Below are 15,269 nucleotides of genomic sequence, written 5' to 3' on the forward strand. Positions count from 1 at the left end.
GTGACGAGGGAAGACACCGGTTCAAGAGCCCCCGAGCCGCGACGCGCAGCGTCGCCGTGAGCACCCCGACGCACTGTCCGTACTGCGCCTTGCAGTGCGGCATGGACGTCGCCGGAACCGGGGGAGCCGAAGGGCCGGTCGTGACGATCACCCCGAGGCACGACATCCCGGCGAACGCCGGCGGGCTGTGCCAGAAGGGCTGGACCGCCGGGGAGCTGCTGGGCCGCGACCGCCGCCTCACCACCCCGCTCGTGGACGGCCGGCCCGCGACCTGGGAGGAGGCGCTCGACACCGTCGCGGCGCGGATCCGCGCGGTGCAGGCGGAACACGGCCCCGACGGCGTGGCCGTGTTCGGCGGCGGGGGGCTCACCAACGAGAAGGCCTACCAGCTCGGCAAGTTCGCCCGGATGGTGCTGCGCACCAGCCAGATCGACTACAACGGCCGGTTCTGCATGTCCTCGGCCGCCGCGGCCTCCAACCGGGCCTTCGGCATGGACCGCGGCCTGCCGTTCCCGATCACCGACCTGGCCGAGGCCGACGCGATCCTCGTCGCCGGCGGCAACATGGCCGAGACCATGCCGCCGTTCATGCGGCACCTGACCGCGATGCAGGAGCGGGGCGGCCGGCTCATCGTCATCGATCCCCGGGCCACCGCCACCGCCCGGCGGGCCGACCTGCACCTGCAGCCGGTCCCCGGCACCGACCTGGCGCTGGCCATGGGCCTGCTGCACCTCGTGATCACCGAGGGGCACGTGGACGAGGCGTACGTCGCCGCCCGCACCACCGGGTTCGAGCGGGTGAGCGCCTCGGCCGCCGCCTGGTGGCCCGAGCGGGTGGAGAGGATCACCGGCGTGCCCGTCGCCCGCATGCGCCAGGCCGCGGCGATCCTCGGCGACGCCCGCCGGGCGATGGTCCTCACCGGCCGCGGCGCCGAGCAGCACGCCAAGGGCACCGACACCGTCAGCGCGTTCATCAACCTCGCCCTCGCCCTCGGGCTGCCCGGCCGCGAGGGATCCGGCTACGGCTGCGTCACCGGCCAGGGCAACGGCCAGGGCGGCCGTGAGCACGGCCAGAAGGCCGACCAGCTCCCGGGCTACCGCAGGATCGACGACCCCGCCGCCCGCGCCCACGTGGCCGCGGTGTGGGGGATCGACCCCGCCGAGCTGCCCGATCCCGGCCGGTCCGCCTACGAGCTGCTGGACGCCCTCGGCACCGCCGCGGGCCCCCGGGCGCTGCTGCTGTTCGGCTCCAACCCGGTGATCTCGGCACCCGACGCCGGGCGCGTCACCGAGCGGCTCGCCTCACTGGACCTGCTCGTCGTCTCCGACTTCGTCCTGTCCGAGACGGCGGCGATGGCCGACGTCGTGCTGCCGAGCACCCAGTGGGCCGAGGAGGACGGCACGATGACCAATCTGGAGGGCCGGGTGCTGCTGCGCCGCAGGGCCGTCGCTCCGCCGTCCGGGGTCCGCGGCGACCTGGAGATCCTCGGGGGCCTGGCGGCCCGGCTGCGCGGCCCGGAGGGCTTCCCCGCCGAGCCGCGCGAGGTCTTCGACGAGCTGCGGCGGGCCTCCGCCGGGGGGATCGCCGACTACTCCGGCATCACCTACGAGCGGATCGCCGCGGAGACGGGCGTGTTCTGGCCCTGCCCGGACACCGCCCACCCGGGCACGCCCCGGCCGTTCCTGGACCGTTTCGCCACCCCCGACGGCCGCGCCAGGTTCACGCCGGTCGAGCACCGCCCGCCCGAGGAGGACGTCGACGACGACCACCCGCTGTACCTGACGACCGGCCGGGTGCTGGCGCACTACCAGAGCGGCGCCCAGACCAGGCGGATCGCCGCGCTGAACGAGGCGGCCCCGGAGGTCTTCGTGGAGCTGCACCCCGACCTCGCCGAGCGGCTGGAGGTGGAGTCCGGAGACCGGGTGCGGGTGGTCGGCCGCCGGGGGACGGCCGAGGCGGTGGCCAGGGTCAGCCCGGCGATCCGCCCGGACACGGTGTTCATGCCGTTCCACTGGGCGGGGGCGAACCTCCTCACCAACCCGGCGCTGGACCCGGTGTCGCGGATGCCGGAGTTCAAGGTCTGCGCGGTCCGCCTGGAGCGTGCCGCGTGACCCGGCTGGTGGTGGTGGGCAACGGGATGGCCGGCGCGCGCCTGGTGAGCGAGGTCCGCGCCCGCGACCCGCACATCCGGATCACCGTGTTCGGCGCCGAGACCGGGCGGCCCTACAACCGGGCGTTGCTGTCGAACGTGCTGGCCGGGACGATGACGCCCGGCCAGGTGCGGCTGCTGGACGCGGAGTGGTACGCCGACCACGGGGTGACGGCCCTGCCCGGCGTCGAGGTGACCGGGATCGACCGGGAGGCCCAGGAGGTGCGGACCGCCTGCGGCCGTCGCGAGCCGTACGACGTGCTCGTGCTGGCCACCGGCAGCGAGGCCGTGGTGCCGCCGCTGCCCGGCGCGGAGCGGGCCGTGGCGTTCCGGACGCTGGGTGACTGCGAGGCGATCCTCGACGCGGCCGGTACGGCGCGGCGCGCGGTGGTCGTCGGCGGCGGCCTGCTCGGCGTGGAGGCCGCCCGCGGCCTGGCCGGGCGCGGGCTGCCGGTGACGCTGCTGCACCTGGCCGGCCATCTGATGGAGCGCCAGCTCGACGCCGAGGCCGGGCTGGTGCTGGGCGAGAGCCTCGCCGGACTGGGCGTGGAGATCCGTACCGGCGTGACCGTCCGGGAGATCCTCGACGGCGGCGTACGGCTCACCGCCGGTCCGGGGGCGCCCGGAGCCGGGACGTCCGGGCCCGGGGAGGCCGGGGAGCTCGCGGAGCCCGCGGAGCTCGGGGAGGAGGTCGTCGAGGCCGACCTGGTGGTCCTCGCCTGCGGCGTGCGGCCGGTGACCCGGCTGGCCCGGGACGCCGGGCTCGCGGTGGCCCGCGGCGTCGTCGTGGACGACGAGATGCGCACCGGCGACCCGTCGGTCTTCGCGATCGGCGAGTGCGCCGAGCACGACGGCACGGTCTACGGCCTGGTCGCGCCCGCCTGGGAGCAGGCGGCCGTGGTCGCCGACCTGGTGACCGCCGCGGACAAGACCGCCCGCTACCGCGGCTCGCGGCTGGTGACGCGGCTCAAGGCGCGCGGCGTGGAACTGGCGGCGATGGGCGAGACCCACCTGACCGAGGACGAGGCCGAGATCGTGCGGTTCAGCCACCGGGCCCGGGGCGCCTACCGCAAGCTCGTCATCCGCGACGGCCGACTGGTCGGCGCGATCCTCCTCGGCGAGACGCCCGCGGTGGGCACCGTCACCCGGATGTTCGACCACGGAGGCCCGCTGCCCGCGAACCGGGCCGGGCTGCTGTTCCCGGGCCTCGACGGCGGCACCGAGGCCGACAGCCCGGTCCGGATGCCGGACGCCGCGCGCGTCTGCCAGTGCAACAACGTCACCAAGGGACAGATCCGGAGCTGCTGGGAGTCGGGCGCGAGGGACGTCGCGGCGGTCGTCGCCGCGACCCGCGCCACGACCGGCTGCGGAAGCTGCCGCGACGCCGTGGAGGGCATCGTCGGCTGGTTGTGCGAGCAGGAGGGCATACCCGCATGAGATCTTCCGACCATCTCCCCGCCGGAGCCGGGACCAGGCTCGTCGTGGTGGGACACGGCCCGGCCGCCGCGCGTCTGACCGAGGCGCTGGCCGCCGGCGGCTTCGCCGGGCGCGTCACGGTGCTGGGCGAGGAGCCGAGAGCCGCCTACGACCGGGTGGCGCTGACCTCCTACCTGTCCGGCCGCAGCGCCGAGGACCTCACCTACCCGGTGCCCGAGGGCGTCGAGCTGCGGCTCGGCCACCCGGTCACCGGGATCGACCGGGACGCCCGCACGGTGACCACCGCCGACGGCCGCGCCGAGCCGTACGACACGCTGGTGCTGGCCACCGGCTCCAGCCCCTTCGTCCCGCCGGTCGCCGGCCGCGACCTGCCCGGCTGCTTCACCTACCGGACGATCGACGACCTGGACGCGATCAGGGCCGCCTGCGCCGGCGCCCGCGCCGGGGTGGTCGTCGGCGGCGGTCTGCTGGGGCTGGAGGCCGCCGACGCGCTGCGCGGCCTCGGCCTGACCACCCACGTCGTGGAGATGGCCGGCCGGCTCATGCCCCGGCAGGTCGACGAGGGCGGCGGCGCCGTGCTGCGCCGCCACATCGAGGCGCTGGGCCTGGCCGTCCACACCGGGACCGGCGTCCAGGAGGTCGTCGCCGGGCCGGACGGGCGGGTCGCCGGTCTCGTCACCTCCGGCGGCGAGACGATCGAGGCCCAGGTGGTGGTCTTCTCGGCGGGCGTCCGGCCGCGTGACGAGCTGGCCCGGCGGGCCGGCCTGGCGGTCGGCGAGCGCGGCGGCGTCGTCGTCGACGACGGCATGCGCACCTCCGACCCCGCGATCTACGCCGTCGGCGAGTGCGCCCTGCACGACGGCGTCGTCTACGGCCTGGCCGGGCCGTGCTTCACGATGGCCGAGGTGGCCGCCGACCGCGTCCTCGGCGGCGAGGCGGCCTTCGCCAGGGCCGACACCTCCACCAAGCTCAAACTGCTCGGCGTGGAGGTCGCCCAGTTCGGCGCCGCCGAGGGCGCGCTGGACGTCACCTTCATGGACCCCGTCGGCGGCGTCTACCAGAAGCTCCTGGTCAGCGACGACGCCCGCACCCTCCTCGGCGGCGTCTGCGTCGGCGACGCCGCGCCGTACGACACGCTGCGGCCCTTCGTCGGCCGCGACCTGCCGGCCGCGCCGGGCGAGCTGCTGTTCACCGGCGGCCCGGCCGACATCGACGTCCCCGACGACGCGCAGGTCTGCTCCTGCAACAACGTCACCGCCGGGCGGGTCCGCGCCGCCATCGCCGAGGAGGGGCTCACCGACGTCGCGGGCGTCAAGTCCTGCACCCGCGCCGGGACGACCTGCGGCAGCTGCGTCCCGGCGCTGCGGAAGATCCTGGCCGGGGCGGGCGTCGAGATCTCCACCGCCCTGTGCGAGCACTTCACGCACAGCCGGGCCGAGCTGTTCGACATCGTGAGGGTGCGCGGCATCACCACCTTCTCCCGGCTCATCGCCGAGCACGGCACCGGCCGCGGCTGCGACGTCTGCAAGCCCGCCGTCGCCTCGATCCTCGCCTCGCTCGGCGGCGGCCACATCCTCGACGGCGAGCAGGCCGCCCTGCAGGACACCAACGACCACTTCCTGGCCAACATCCAGCGCAACGGCACCTACTCGGTGGTGCCCCGCGTCCCCGGAGGGGAGATCACCCCCGAGAGACTGATCGTGATCGGCGAGGTGGCCCGCGACTTCGGCCTCTACACCAAGATCACCGGCGGGCAGCGGATCGACCTGCTGGGCGCCCGGGTCGAGCAGCTCCCGCTCATCTGGCGGCGCCTGGTCGACGCCGGCTTCGAGTCCGGCCACGCGTACGGCAAGGCGCTGCGCACGGTGAAGTCGTGCGTCGGCTCCACCTGGTGCCGCTACGGCGTGCAGGACTCGGCGGCCCTGGCCATCGCCCTGGAGCTGCGCTACCGGGGCCTGCGCTCACCACACAAGATCAAGTCGGCCGTCTCCGGCTGCGCCCGCGAGTGCGCCGAGGCCCGGAGCAAGGACTTCGGGATCATCGCCACCGAGAAGGGCTGGAACCTCTACGTCGGCGGCAACGGCGGGTTCTCCCCCCGCCACGCGGACCTGTTCGCCGCCGACCTGGACACCGAGGGGCTCGTCCGCGTCGTCGACCGGTTCCTGATGTTCTACGTCCGCACCGCCGACCGGCTCCAGCGCACCTCGGCGTGGCTGGAGCAGCAGGGCCTCGACCACGTCAGGCGGGTCGTCCTGGAGGACTCCCTCGGCATCTGCGCCGACCTCGACGCCCAGATGGAGCGGCACGTCGCCTCCTACGCCGACGAGTGGCGCGCCGTCCTCGACGACCCGGACAAGCTGCGGCGCTTCGTCTCCTTCGTCAACGCCCCGCAGACCCCCGACCCGTCGATCGCCTTCGAGCCCGAACGCGACCAGATCAAGCCCGTCCTCATCCCGCTGGAGGCGGTCCGCTCCTGACATCGCGCCCGACACCGCGCCGCCCCGCCTCCGCCTCCGGCGCCGGGCCGCCGCCCCGGAAGATCCGTCCGAACCGAAGGAGAGGTCAGCCGATGACCGTTCTGCACGAGACGCCGTCCGCCGTTCCGCCCGCCGCCCCGTCCGGGACCCCGCCCGCGGCCCCGTCGGGGGAGGACGCGGCGCCCCGCTGGACGCCGGTGTGCGCCTACACCGACCTGCTGCCCGAACGCGGGGTGTGCGCGCTCGTCGGCCGCCACCAGATCGCGCTGTTCCGGACCTTCGACGGCGAGCTGTTCGCGATCGGCAACCACGACCCGTTCAGCGGCGCCCAGGTCCTCTCCCGTGGGATCGTCGGCACCCGCGGCGGCTCGCCCGTCGTGATCTCGCCCATGCACCGGCAGGCGTTCTCCCTGGTCACCGGGGTCTGCCTCGACGACCCGGCGGTGACCGTGCCGACCTATCCGGTACGGCTCGCGGACGGCGCGGTGGAGGTGAGCGCTCCGTGACCGGGACCGCGGTGACCCCGGGACACGCCGGGACCGGGGCGGGAACGGAGCACGACGCCCTCGGAGCGGGGACGGACGCGGAGCACGCCCCGGGCCGGGGAGGGACACCCGGGGGCCGCACCGTCACCTCCCCCGAGACCGCGCCCGACGCGCTGGCCGGGTTCACCGTCGGGGTCACCGCGACCCGGCGGCGCGAGGAGTTCTGCGCCCTGCTGGAACGGCGCGGCGCGCGGGTCGTGCGGGCCCCGGCGATCCGGCTCGTCCCCCTGGAGGAGGACGCCGACCTGCTGGCCGCGACCCGGGAGGCCCTGTCCGGCCCGATCGACGACGTGGTGATCACCACCGGTGTCGGCTTCCGGGGCTGGATGGCCGCCGCCGAGGGCTGGGGGCTGTCGGGCGACCTGGCGGACCACCTGACCCGCGCCCGGCTGCTGACCCGCGGTCCCAAGGCGCGCGGCGCGGTCCGGGCCGCCGGGCTGGACGACCACTGGACGGCGCCCTCCGAGTCGTGCGAGGAGATCAAACGCCACCTCCTCACCCAGGACCTCACCGGACGCCGTGTCGCCGTGCAGCTGCACGGCGAGCCGCTGACCGGCTTCGTGGCGGAGCTGCGCGCGGCCGGGGCGGAGGTCGTCGAGGTGCCGGTCTACCGCTGGCTGCCGTACCGCGACCCCTCGCCCCTGCGCCGGCTGATCAGCCAGACGGTCACCGGGGCGGTGGACGCGGTGGCCTTCACCAGCGCCCCCGCCGTGCTGGCCATGCTCGCCGCGGCCCGCGCCGAGGGACTGGAGGAGGCGCTCGTCGCCGCGTTCGCCGGCCCGGTCGTCGCGGCCTGCGTGGGCCAGGTCACCGCCGGACCCCTCCTGGCCAGGGGCGTGCCGGTGGTGTGCCCGGAGCGGCCCCGGCTGGGTGCGCTGGCCCGCGCCCTCGCCCGGCACCTGCCCGAGCACGGCGTCACCCGCCTGGTCGCCGCCGGCTGCGAGCTGGAGATCCGCGGGCACGCCGTCGCCGTGGACGGCGGCCTGCGGACGCTGCCGCCCGCCCCGATGGCGGTGCTCAAGCGCCTGGCCGTCAAACCGGGCCACGTGGTGGCCCGCTCGGAGCTGCGCACCGTGCTGCCCGGCGCCACGTCCCGCGACTCCGCCGAGCACGCCGTCGAGATGGCCGTCACCAGGCTGCGCCGGGCGCTGGGCCGGTCCGGCATCGTCGAGACGGTCATCAAGCGCGGCTACCGCCTGGCCTGCGACCGCGCCGCCTGACGCCGCTCCGCCCCCTCCGAGGCCGCGGCGCCGGACGGCGGGGGCGGCGGGGGCGGCGCCGGGGGCTCGCGCCGTACCCCGGCCGGGCGGGACCGCCGGAGCGGGCGGCCTCAGGACGGGTCCAGCCTCAGCTCCCGGACGATCTCCCCGGCCGCGGCGTCGCGCGAGGGCAGCAGGTCGGCGCCGACGAGCATCTCGTAGTAGGCGTGGCGGAAGCACCCGGCCAGCAGCAGGCGCGCGCTGGCGATCGGGTCCACACCGGAGGAGATCCGGCCCGCGCGCTGCTCGGCCGCGAGGTAGGCGGTCAGCGGCACCACCTCCGCCATCGGCCCCAGCGTGGAGTCGCGCAGCGCCTCGCGGAAGCGCACCGTGACGGAGGGGGAGCTGAAGACCGGCAGCGCCGCCGACTGCACCTCGACGTAGTAGTCGATGCCGGCCCGCGCGACGGGCAGCAGGTTGCCGCCGACCTCGCCCCGGCCGACCAGGTGCGCCAGGTCGTCGAGGATGCGCAGCCATACCGGCAGCCGGTCCTGCAGCAGGGCGAGGAACATGTCGACCGCCTGGCCGGGGGCGGCGCCGCCCGCGCGGGGGGAGGAGGCGGCGTTCTCGCCGTCCTCGCGTTTCATCAGCCCGGCCAGCTCGAGGACGCGGCGCCGCGTCTCCTGGGCCTTCTGGTAGGGGTCGAGCCGACGGGGGTCGAGCTGGGGAGTCGCCATGGTTGCCCTAACGTGCGCAGTCACCCGGACAATGTGCGGCGTGGGGGAGGGGTCGTTCACCGGAGTTCACGGAGCTGTGTCCCTCCGGGTCGTCTGATCGTTACACAGCGGTCACCCGGCGGACGGTCCGCAGCCGAACCGGGTGGGGCCGATTATGGACCCGCGTGGAGGCGCCGGGGATGGAGTAACGGTAACGATGCGCTGAGTGTTCTCCCAGGGACGCCCGGGAGGGGCGGGGCCCGCAGGCCCGGGCCGCAGCCCGGGGCCGTGTCCGCTCCCGGGGTCTCAGCCGTCGCCGTCGCGGTCGCGGCGGCGCAGGTAACGCTCGAACTCGGCGGCGATGGCGTCGCCGCTGGCCTCGGGCAGCTCCGCGGCGTCCTTGCGCTCCTCCAGCTCCTTGACGTACTCGGCCACCTCGCTGTCCTGGGAGGCCAGCTCGTCCACGCCGTGCTCCCACGCCCTGGACTCCTCGGCCAGTTCACCCAGCGGCATCGGGATGTCGAGCAGGTCCTCCATGCGGCGCAGCAGCGCCAGGGTGGCCTTGGGGTTGGGCGGCTGGGCGACGTAGTGCGGCACCGACGCCCACAGCGAGACCGCGGGTATCCCGGATTCCCCCAGGATGTGCTGGAGCACGCCGACGACGCCGGTCGGCCCCTCGTAGCGGCTCAGCTCCAGGTTGATCGCCCGCGCCAGGTCCTCGTCGCTCGCCGAGCCCACGATCGGCACCGGCCGGGTGTGCGGGGAGTCGTTGAGCAGCGCGCCGAGCAGCACCGCCAGCTCCACCCCCACGTGACGGCAGACATCGGTGATCTCCTGGCAGAACGTGCGCCAGCGCATGTTGGGCTCGATGCCGCGCAGCAGTACGACGTCGCGGTCGGCCCCCGGCGGCCGGGCCACCAGCAGCCGGGTGGTCGGCCAGGTGATCGACCTGGTCAGCCCGTCGCCCATCTCCACGATCGGGCGGGTGACCTGGAAGTCGTAGTAGTCCTCGGGGTCGAAGGAGACCAGCGGTGTGGCCTTCCACTCGTTCTCGAGATGCGCGATCACTCCGCTCGAGGCCTCGCCCGCGTCGTTCCACCCCTCGAACGCGGCGATGAGCACCGGGTCGACGAGCTTGGGTAGACCTTCGAGTTCGATCACGCGCGGCCTCCTTCCTCGCCCAGGTCCTGTTTCGTGGATCCTCGCCACGGCGAGGATCCACGAAACAGGACCCAGCCGTGGCCGTCTACCGGATAAGCCTATGCGGTGCGGTGGCCATCACCGAATTCCCAGGACACGGGCCGCTTCCCCCGCTGTGCCGGGGCTCGCGTACCTCGTCCGGGCGGGGTCGCCCGGCCGGTCCGCCGCGGCGGCCCCGGTCTCCCGCCGGCCGGGGCGGGGCCGGCCCGGGGCCTCCCCGCGACGGCTCCGGCCCCCGCCCGCGACGGCTCCCGGGGCCCCTCCGGGAGCTCCGGGGGGAGGGCGCCCGGCGCGCGGGGTTCAGCATCCGGTCATTTCGATGTCAGCATCCGGACGCCGTCGTGAACGACCGAGGTCGGATCGATTAGTACCCTTGGGGCCATGACGAGCATCCCGTCCTTCCGTGACGTCCTGTCCCAGCGCGTGATGGTCGCCGACGGGGCCATGGGGACGATGCTCCAGGCCCACGACGTCGGCCTCGACGACTTCGAGGGCCACGAGGGCTGCAACGAGGTCCTCAACGTCACCCGCCCCGACATCGTCCGCGCCGTGCACGAGGCGTACTTCGAGGTCGGCGTCGACTGCGTCGAGACCAACACCTTCGGCGCGAACCTCAGCGCGCTGGGCGAGTACGACATCGCCGACCGGGTCCACGAGTACTCCGAGGCCGGGGCCCGCGTCGCCCGGGAGGCCGCGGACGCCTGGTCCACCCCTGACCACCCCCGCTTCGTCCTCGGCTCCATCGGCCCGGGCACCAAGCTGCCCACCCTCGGGCACAAGCCGTACGGCGAGCTGCGCGACGCCTACCAGGCGAACGCGGCCGGCCTGATCGCCGGCGGCGCCGACGCGCTGATCATCGAGACCGCCCAGGACCTCCTCCAGGTCAAGGCCGCCGTCGTCGGCGCGCGGCGGGCCATCGCCGAGGCCGGCCGTGACGTGCCGGTCATCGCCCAGGTGACGATCGAGACCAACGGCGCGATGCTGCTCGGCTCGGAGATCGGCGCGGCGCTGACGTCCATCGAGCCGCTCGGCGTCGACGTCATCGGCCTGAACTGCGCCACCGGCCCGGCGGAGATGAGCGAGCACCTGCGCCACCTCGCGCGTCACGCCCGGGTGCGGCTGTCCTGCATGCCCAACGCCGGGCTGCCGGTGCTGACCGCCGACGGCGCCCACTACCCCCTCACCCCCGACGAGCTGGCCGCCGCCCACGACCACTTCGTCCGCGACTTCGGTCTGTCGCTGGTCGGCGGCTGCTGCGGCACCACCCCCGAGCATCTGCGCCGGGTGGTCGAGCGGGTGCGCGGCCGCGAGGTCGCGGCGCGGCGCCCGCACCCCGAGCCCGGCGCCGCCTCCCTCTACCAGACCGTCCCCTTCCGGCAGGACACCTCCTACCTCGCCATCGGCGAGCGCACCAACGCCAACGGCTCCAAGGCGTTCCGGGAGGCGATGCTCGCCGGGGACTGGGAGGAGTGCGTCGAGATCGCCCGCGCCCAGGCCCGCGACGGCGCGCACATGCTCGACCTGTGCGTCGACTACGTCGGCCGCGACGGCGTGGCCGACATGCGGGAGCTGGCGTTCCGCTTCGCCACCGCCTCCACGCTGCCCATCGTGCTCGACTCCACCGAGCCCGCCGTGCTGGAGGCCGGGCTGGAGGCGCTCGGCGGCCGCGCGATCGTCAACTCGGTCAACTACGAGGACGGCGACGGCCCCGACTCCCGCTTCACCAGGATCATGCGGCTGGTCCGCGAGCACGGCGCCGCCGTCATGGCGCTGACCATCGACGAGGAGGGTCAGGCCCGCACCGCCGAGTGGAAGACCGGGATCGCCGACCGCCTCATCGGCGACCTCACCGCCGGCTGGGGGATGAGGGTCGAGGACATCGTCATCGACGCCCTCACCTTCCCCATCGCCACCGGCCAGGAGGAGACCCGCCGCGACGGCGCCGAGACGATCGAGGCGATCCGCGAGATCAAGCGCCGCCACCCGGGCGTGCAGACGGTCCTCGGGCTGTCCAACATCTCCTTCGGCCTCAACCCGGCCGCGCGGGTCGTCCTCAACAGCGTCTTCCTCAACGAGTGCGTCAACGCCGGCCTCGACTCGGCGATCGTGCACGCCTCCAAGATCCTGCCGATGGCCCGGATCCCCGACGAGCAGCGCCAGGTCGCCCTGGACATGATCTACGACCGCCGGCGCGAGGGCTACGATCCGCTGCAGCGGTTCATGGAGCTGTTCGAGGGCGTCGACGCCGCCGCGGTGAAGGCGGGCCGGGCCGAGGAGCTGGCCGCGCTGCCGCTGTGGGAGCGGCTCAGGCGCCGCATCGTCGACGGTGAGCGCAAGGGCCTGGAGGCCGACCTCGACGAGGCGCTCACCCGGCGCCCCGCCCTGGAGATCGTCAACGACGTGCTGCTCGACGGCATGAGGACCGTCGGCGAGCTGTTCGGCTCCGGGCAGATGCAGCTGCCGTTCGTGCTGCAGTCGGCCGAGGTGATGAAGGCCGCCGTGGCCTACCTGGAGCCGCACATGGACCGCGTCGAGGGCGAGACCAAGGGCCGCATCGTGCTGGCCACCGTCAAGGGAGACGTGCACGACATCGGCAAGAACCTGGTGGACATCATCCTGTCCAACAACGGTTACGAGGTCGTCAACCTCGGCATCAAGCAGCCGGTGTCGGCGATCCTCGAGGCCGCCGAGGAGCAGCGGGCCGACGTGATCGGCATGTCCGGGCTGCTGGTGAAGTCCACGGTCGTGATGAAGGAGAACCTCGAGGAGATGAACTCCCGGGGGCTGGCCGGCAGGTACCCGGTGCTGCTCGGCGGCGCCGCGCTGACCCGCGCCTACGTCGAGCAGGACCTCGCCGGGCGGTTCGAGGGCGAGGTCCGCTACGCCCGCGACGCCTTCGAGGGGCTGCGGCTGATGGACGCCTTCATGGCGGTCAAGCGCGGCGAGGACGGCGCGGCCCTGCCGCCGCTGCGGGAGCGGCGGGTGAGGACCGGCGCGACCCTGAGGCGCACCCCGGAGGAGGAGCTGCCCGCCCGCTCCGACGTGAGCACCGCCAACCCCGTGCCGGCCGCGCCCTTCCACGGCGACCGCGTGGTCAAGGGCATCCCGCTCGCCGACTACGCCGCGTTCCTGGACGAGCGGGCGACGTTCATGGGCCAGTGGGGCCTCAAGGCCGCCCGCGGCGGCGCGGGCCCCTCCTACGAGGAGTTGGTCGAGACCCAGGGGCGGCCGCGCCTGCGGATGTGGCTGGACCGGATGCAGACCGAGGGGCTGCTGGAGGCGGCGGTCGTCTACGGCTACTTCCCGTGCGTCAGCGAGGGCGACTCCCTGGTGATCCTGGACGACGCGGGCCGCGAGCGGACCAGGTTCACCTTTCCGCGCCAGCGGCGCGACCGGCACCTGTGCCTGTCGGACTTCTTCCGCCCCCGGGAGTCCGGCGAGACCGACGTGGTCGCCTTCCAGATCGTCACGATGGGAAGCCGGATCGCCGAGGCCACCGCCGAGCTGTTCGCCAAGGACGCCTACCGCGACTACCTGGAGCTGCACGGCCTGTCGGTGCAGCTCACCGAGGCGCTGGCCGAGTACTGGCACGCCCGGGTCCGCGCCGAGCTCGGCATCGGCGGCGACGAGTCGCTGGAGGCCATGCTGAAGGTCGACGTCACCGGCTGCCGTTACTCCTTCGGCTACCCCGCCTGCCCCAACCTGGAGGACCAGGTGCAGCTCACCGGGCTGCTGGACCCCGGGCGGATCGGGGTGAGCCTGTCGGAGGAGTTCCAGCTGCACCCCGAGCAGTCGACCTCCGCGCTCGTGGCCCACCATCCCGAGGCCAACTACTTCAACGTCTGACCGTCAGGGGTTCCACCGTTATATGGACGCGGTTCTGTTCGACATGGACGGGCTTCTCGTGGACAGCGAGAAGGTGTGGTTCGAGGTCGAGAGCGAGGTGATGGCGCGGCTCGGCGGCGAGTGGGGTCCCGCCGACCAGCGGCACCTGGTGGGAGGCTCCATGCCGGCCGCCGTGGACTACATGCTCCGGGTCACCGGGTCGGCCGCCGACCCGGCCCATGTGGAGGCGTGGATGCTGGAGGGCATGACCCGCCGGCTGTCCGCCGGAGTGGAGATGATGCCGGGCGCCGCCGGGCTGCTGACGTCCGTACGGCGGGCCGGCCTGCCCACGGCCCTGGTTACCTCCTCGGTCCGGCCGATCGCCGACGCCTGTCTGGCCTCCATCGGCCGTCACCACTTCGACCGCGTGGTGACCGGTGACGACGTGGCGCGGACCAAGCCGGACCCGGAGCCGTACCTCACGGCCGTCCGCCTGCTGGGGGTGGCCGCGGCCCGGTGCGTCGCCCTGGAGGACTCGCCGAACGGCGTGAACGCGGCGACCGCCGCCGGCTGCCGGGTGGTGGCCGTGCCCAGCGTGCTGCCGATCCCCCCGGCTCCCGGCCGCCTGGTCGTGGCCTCCCTGCGCGAGGTCGACGTCGAGGTGCTCCGGGCGCACGTCGTCGGCGCCGCCTGACCCGGGCCGGCCCCCTCAGAGGGCCGGCCGCGCGTCCCCCCTGGCCCCCGGCCCCCCGGCCTCGCCTTCGGAAGGCCCGCGGCCCCGGGAGGCGCCCGGTCCTCGAAGCGGTCCGCCGACCCGGGGACATCCCCGAGAGGCCGCCGCCGCCCCCGGATCCGTCCCCTAGGGGACCGTCCCTCCCAGGGGAGGAGGAACCCTCGCGATTCCGCGTGCCAGGATGGAGGACGGGTACGCCGATACGAGGGACGGTCCGCTATGTCGTTCGACCAGATCGCGTGGTTGCCGCTCTGCGCCGGGTTGACCGGGGTGGGGTTGCTGCTCAGCTTCCTGCGGATGCGCCGCGCGGGAGCGCTGTCCGGGCTGCGGGGGGTGGCCTGGTCGCTGCTGCCGCTGGCGGCCTACCTGACGGGCGCCCTGCCCACCGTCTGGCAGATCGGCACGGCGATCGTCGGGTTCGTCACCGGCGCGGTGCTCAACCCCATGGTGTGGGCGGGGGTGGCCCTGGCCGGGCTGTCGGCCGTGCTGTTCGTGGTGACCGGGGCGGTGCGCGGCCGCCGGCTGCGGACGGCCGGGTCCGGGAGGGCGGCGGAGTCGCCCGACGGGGGAGCGGGGGCCGCCGGGGGCGGCGCCGTACGGGGCTCCTCGGGCACCCGGCCGCTGTCGCGCCCCGGGGCGGCGCCCGCCGATCCCGCCCGGTCCGCCTCCGGGTCCGGCACCCAGCCCATGGCCCGGCCCGGTGCGCAGCCCGCCGGTAAGCGGTCCGGGAAGCCCGCGGCCTCCTCCGACGACGACTTCTCGGATATCGAGGACATCCTCAAGCGACGTGGGATCGGTTAACACTGAGTTACCTGTCAGTGCAATGTCACGAATCCGAGACAGAAGCGGAACGGCTTCCAGACATTCGGTCGATGATCAAAACAAATGAATTGCGCATGAATCACAGTTGAGCCACATAGCGCCCTCAGGGGTTGGTCTGTGCAGATCAGCCCATAGATTCTGCGTCCAGGACCGTGAGCACGGTTCC

10 protein-coding genes are annotated in these 15,269 nt (G+C 74.3%); 8 read left to right on the forward strand and 2 right to left on the reverse strand.

Features of this window, described 5'->3' with window-relative positions; all coding sequences use genetic code 11:
- Positions 1-101 precede the first annotated feature (101 nt).
- From ACZ6W9_RS19765 to ACZ6W9_RS19785, 5 genes are all read left to right on the forward strand, one after another.
- Complete coding sequence (locus tag ACZ6W9_RS19765) at positions 102-2,111, forward strand: molybdopterin oxidoreductase family protein (RefSeq protein ID WP_470119105.1); 2,010 nt, start codon at positions 102-104, stop codon at positions 2,109-2,111.
- Positions 2,108-3,586, forward strand: coding sequence for an FAD-dependent oxidoreductase (locus tag ACZ6W9_RS19770; RefSeq protein WP_470118957.1), 1,479 nt, complete (start codon positions 2,108-2,110; stop codon positions 3,584-3,586). Before ACZ6W9_RS19765 ends, ACZ6W9_RS19770 begins: the two co-directional genes overlap by 4 nt.
- Positions 3,583-6,063 carry a nitrite reductase large subunit NirB gene (nirB, locus tag ACZ6W9_RS19775; protein WP_470118959.1) on the forward strand — a complete coding sequence of 827 codons (2,481 nt, stop codon included), beginning with the start codon at positions 3,583-3,585 and terminating at the stop codon, positions 6,061-6,063. Before ACZ6W9_RS19770 ends, nirB begins: the two co-directional genes overlap by 4 nt.
- A 92-nt stretch (positions 6,064-6,155) precedes the next feature.
- On the forward strand, positions 6,156-6,569 hold the full coding sequence (nirD, locus tag ACZ6W9_RS19780) for a nitrite reductase small subunit NirD (RefSeq protein ID WP_389968165.1): 414 nt from the start codon (positions 6,156-6,158) through the stop codon (positions 6,567-6,569).
- 152 nt (positions 6,570-6,721) lie between these two features.
- Positions 6,722-7,828 carry a uroporphyrinogen-III synthase gene (locus ACZ6W9_RS19785; protein WP_389968413.1) on the forward strand — a complete coding sequence of 369 codons (1,107 nt, stop codon included), beginning with the start codon at positions 6,722-6,724 and terminating at the stop codon, positions 7,826-7,828.
- 110 nt (positions 7,829-7,938) lie between these two features.
- Here the strand turns inward: ACZ6W9_RS19785 and ACZ6W9_RS19790 are convergent, their stop codons facing one another.
- Both ACZ6W9_RS19790 and ACZ6W9_RS19795 read right to left on the reverse strand, forming a co-directional pair.
- Positions 7,939-8,544 (reverse strand): hypothetical protein, encoded by a 606-nt coding sequence (locus tag ACZ6W9_RS19790; protein WP_470118961.1) that lies wholly within the window; start codon positions 8,542-8,544, stop codon positions 7,939-7,941.
- A gap of 285 nt (positions 8,545-8,829) precedes the next feature.
- A complete protein-coding gene (locus tag ACZ6W9_RS19795; protein ID WP_362937204.1) occupies positions 8,830-9,684 on the reverse strand; it encodes a PAC2 family protein in 855 nt (284 codons plus the stop codon).
- A 420-nt stretch (positions 9,685-10,104) separates the two neighbouring features.
- Between ACZ6W9_RS19795 and metH the strand changes: the two genes are divergently transcribed.
- The 3 genes from metH to ACZ6W9_RS19810 all read left to right on the forward strand — a co-directional run bounded on the left by metH (position 10,105) and on the right by ACZ6W9_RS19810 (position 15,082).
- Positions 10,105-13,569, forward strand: a complete 3,465-nt coding sequence (gene metH, locus ACZ6W9_RS19800; RefSeq protein ID WP_389970867.1) for a methionine synthase — start codon at positions 10,105-10,107, stop codon at positions 13,567-13,569.
- Between the two features lie 22 nt (positions 13,570-13,591).
- Positions 13,592-14,242: an HAD family hydrolase gene (locus tag ACZ6W9_RS19805; RefSeq protein ID WP_470118964.1), complete on the forward strand. Its 651-nt coding sequence runs from the start codon at positions 13,592-13,594 to the stop codon at positions 14,240-14,242.
- 258 nt (positions 14,243-14,500) lie between these two features.
- Positions 14,501-15,082, forward strand: a complete 582-nt coding sequence (locus ACZ6W9_RS19810) for a cellulose synthase (RefSeq protein ID WP_470118966.1) — start codon at positions 14,501-14,503, stop codon at positions 15,080-15,082.
- Positions 15,083-15,269 lie beyond the last annotated feature (187 nt).

This window comes from Streptosporangium sp. NPDC053982, from assembly GCF_055585205.1.

Coding starts and splice junctions, on each gene's coding strand:
- ACZ6W9_RS19765 (WP_470119105.1), top strand. CDS start 102: ATGGACGTCGCCGGAACCGGGGGAGCCGAAGGGCCGGTCGTGACGATC.
- nirB (WP_470118959.1), top strand. CDS start 3,583: ATGAGATCTTCCGACCATCTCCCCGCCGGAGCCGGGACCAGGCTCGTC.
- nirD (WP_389968165.1), top strand. CDS start 6,156: ATGACCGTTCTGCACGAGACGCCGTCCGCCGTTCCGCCCGCCGCCCCG.
- ACZ6W9_RS19790 (WP_470118961.1), bottom strand. CDS start 8,544: ATGGCGACTCCCCAGCTCGACCCCCGTCGGCTCGACCCCTACCAGAAG.
- metH (WP_389970867.1), top strand. CDS start 10,105: ATGACGAGCATCCCGTCCTTCCGTGACGTCCTGTCCCAGCGCGTGATG.
- ACZ6W9_RS19805 (WP_470118964.1), top strand. CDS start 13,592: ATGGACGCGGTTCTGTTCGACATGGACGGGCTTCTCGTGGACAGCGAG.
- ACZ6W9_RS19810 (WP_470118966.1), top strand. CDS start 14,501: ATGTCGTTCGACCAGATCGCGTGGTTGCCGCTCTGCGCCGGGTTGACC.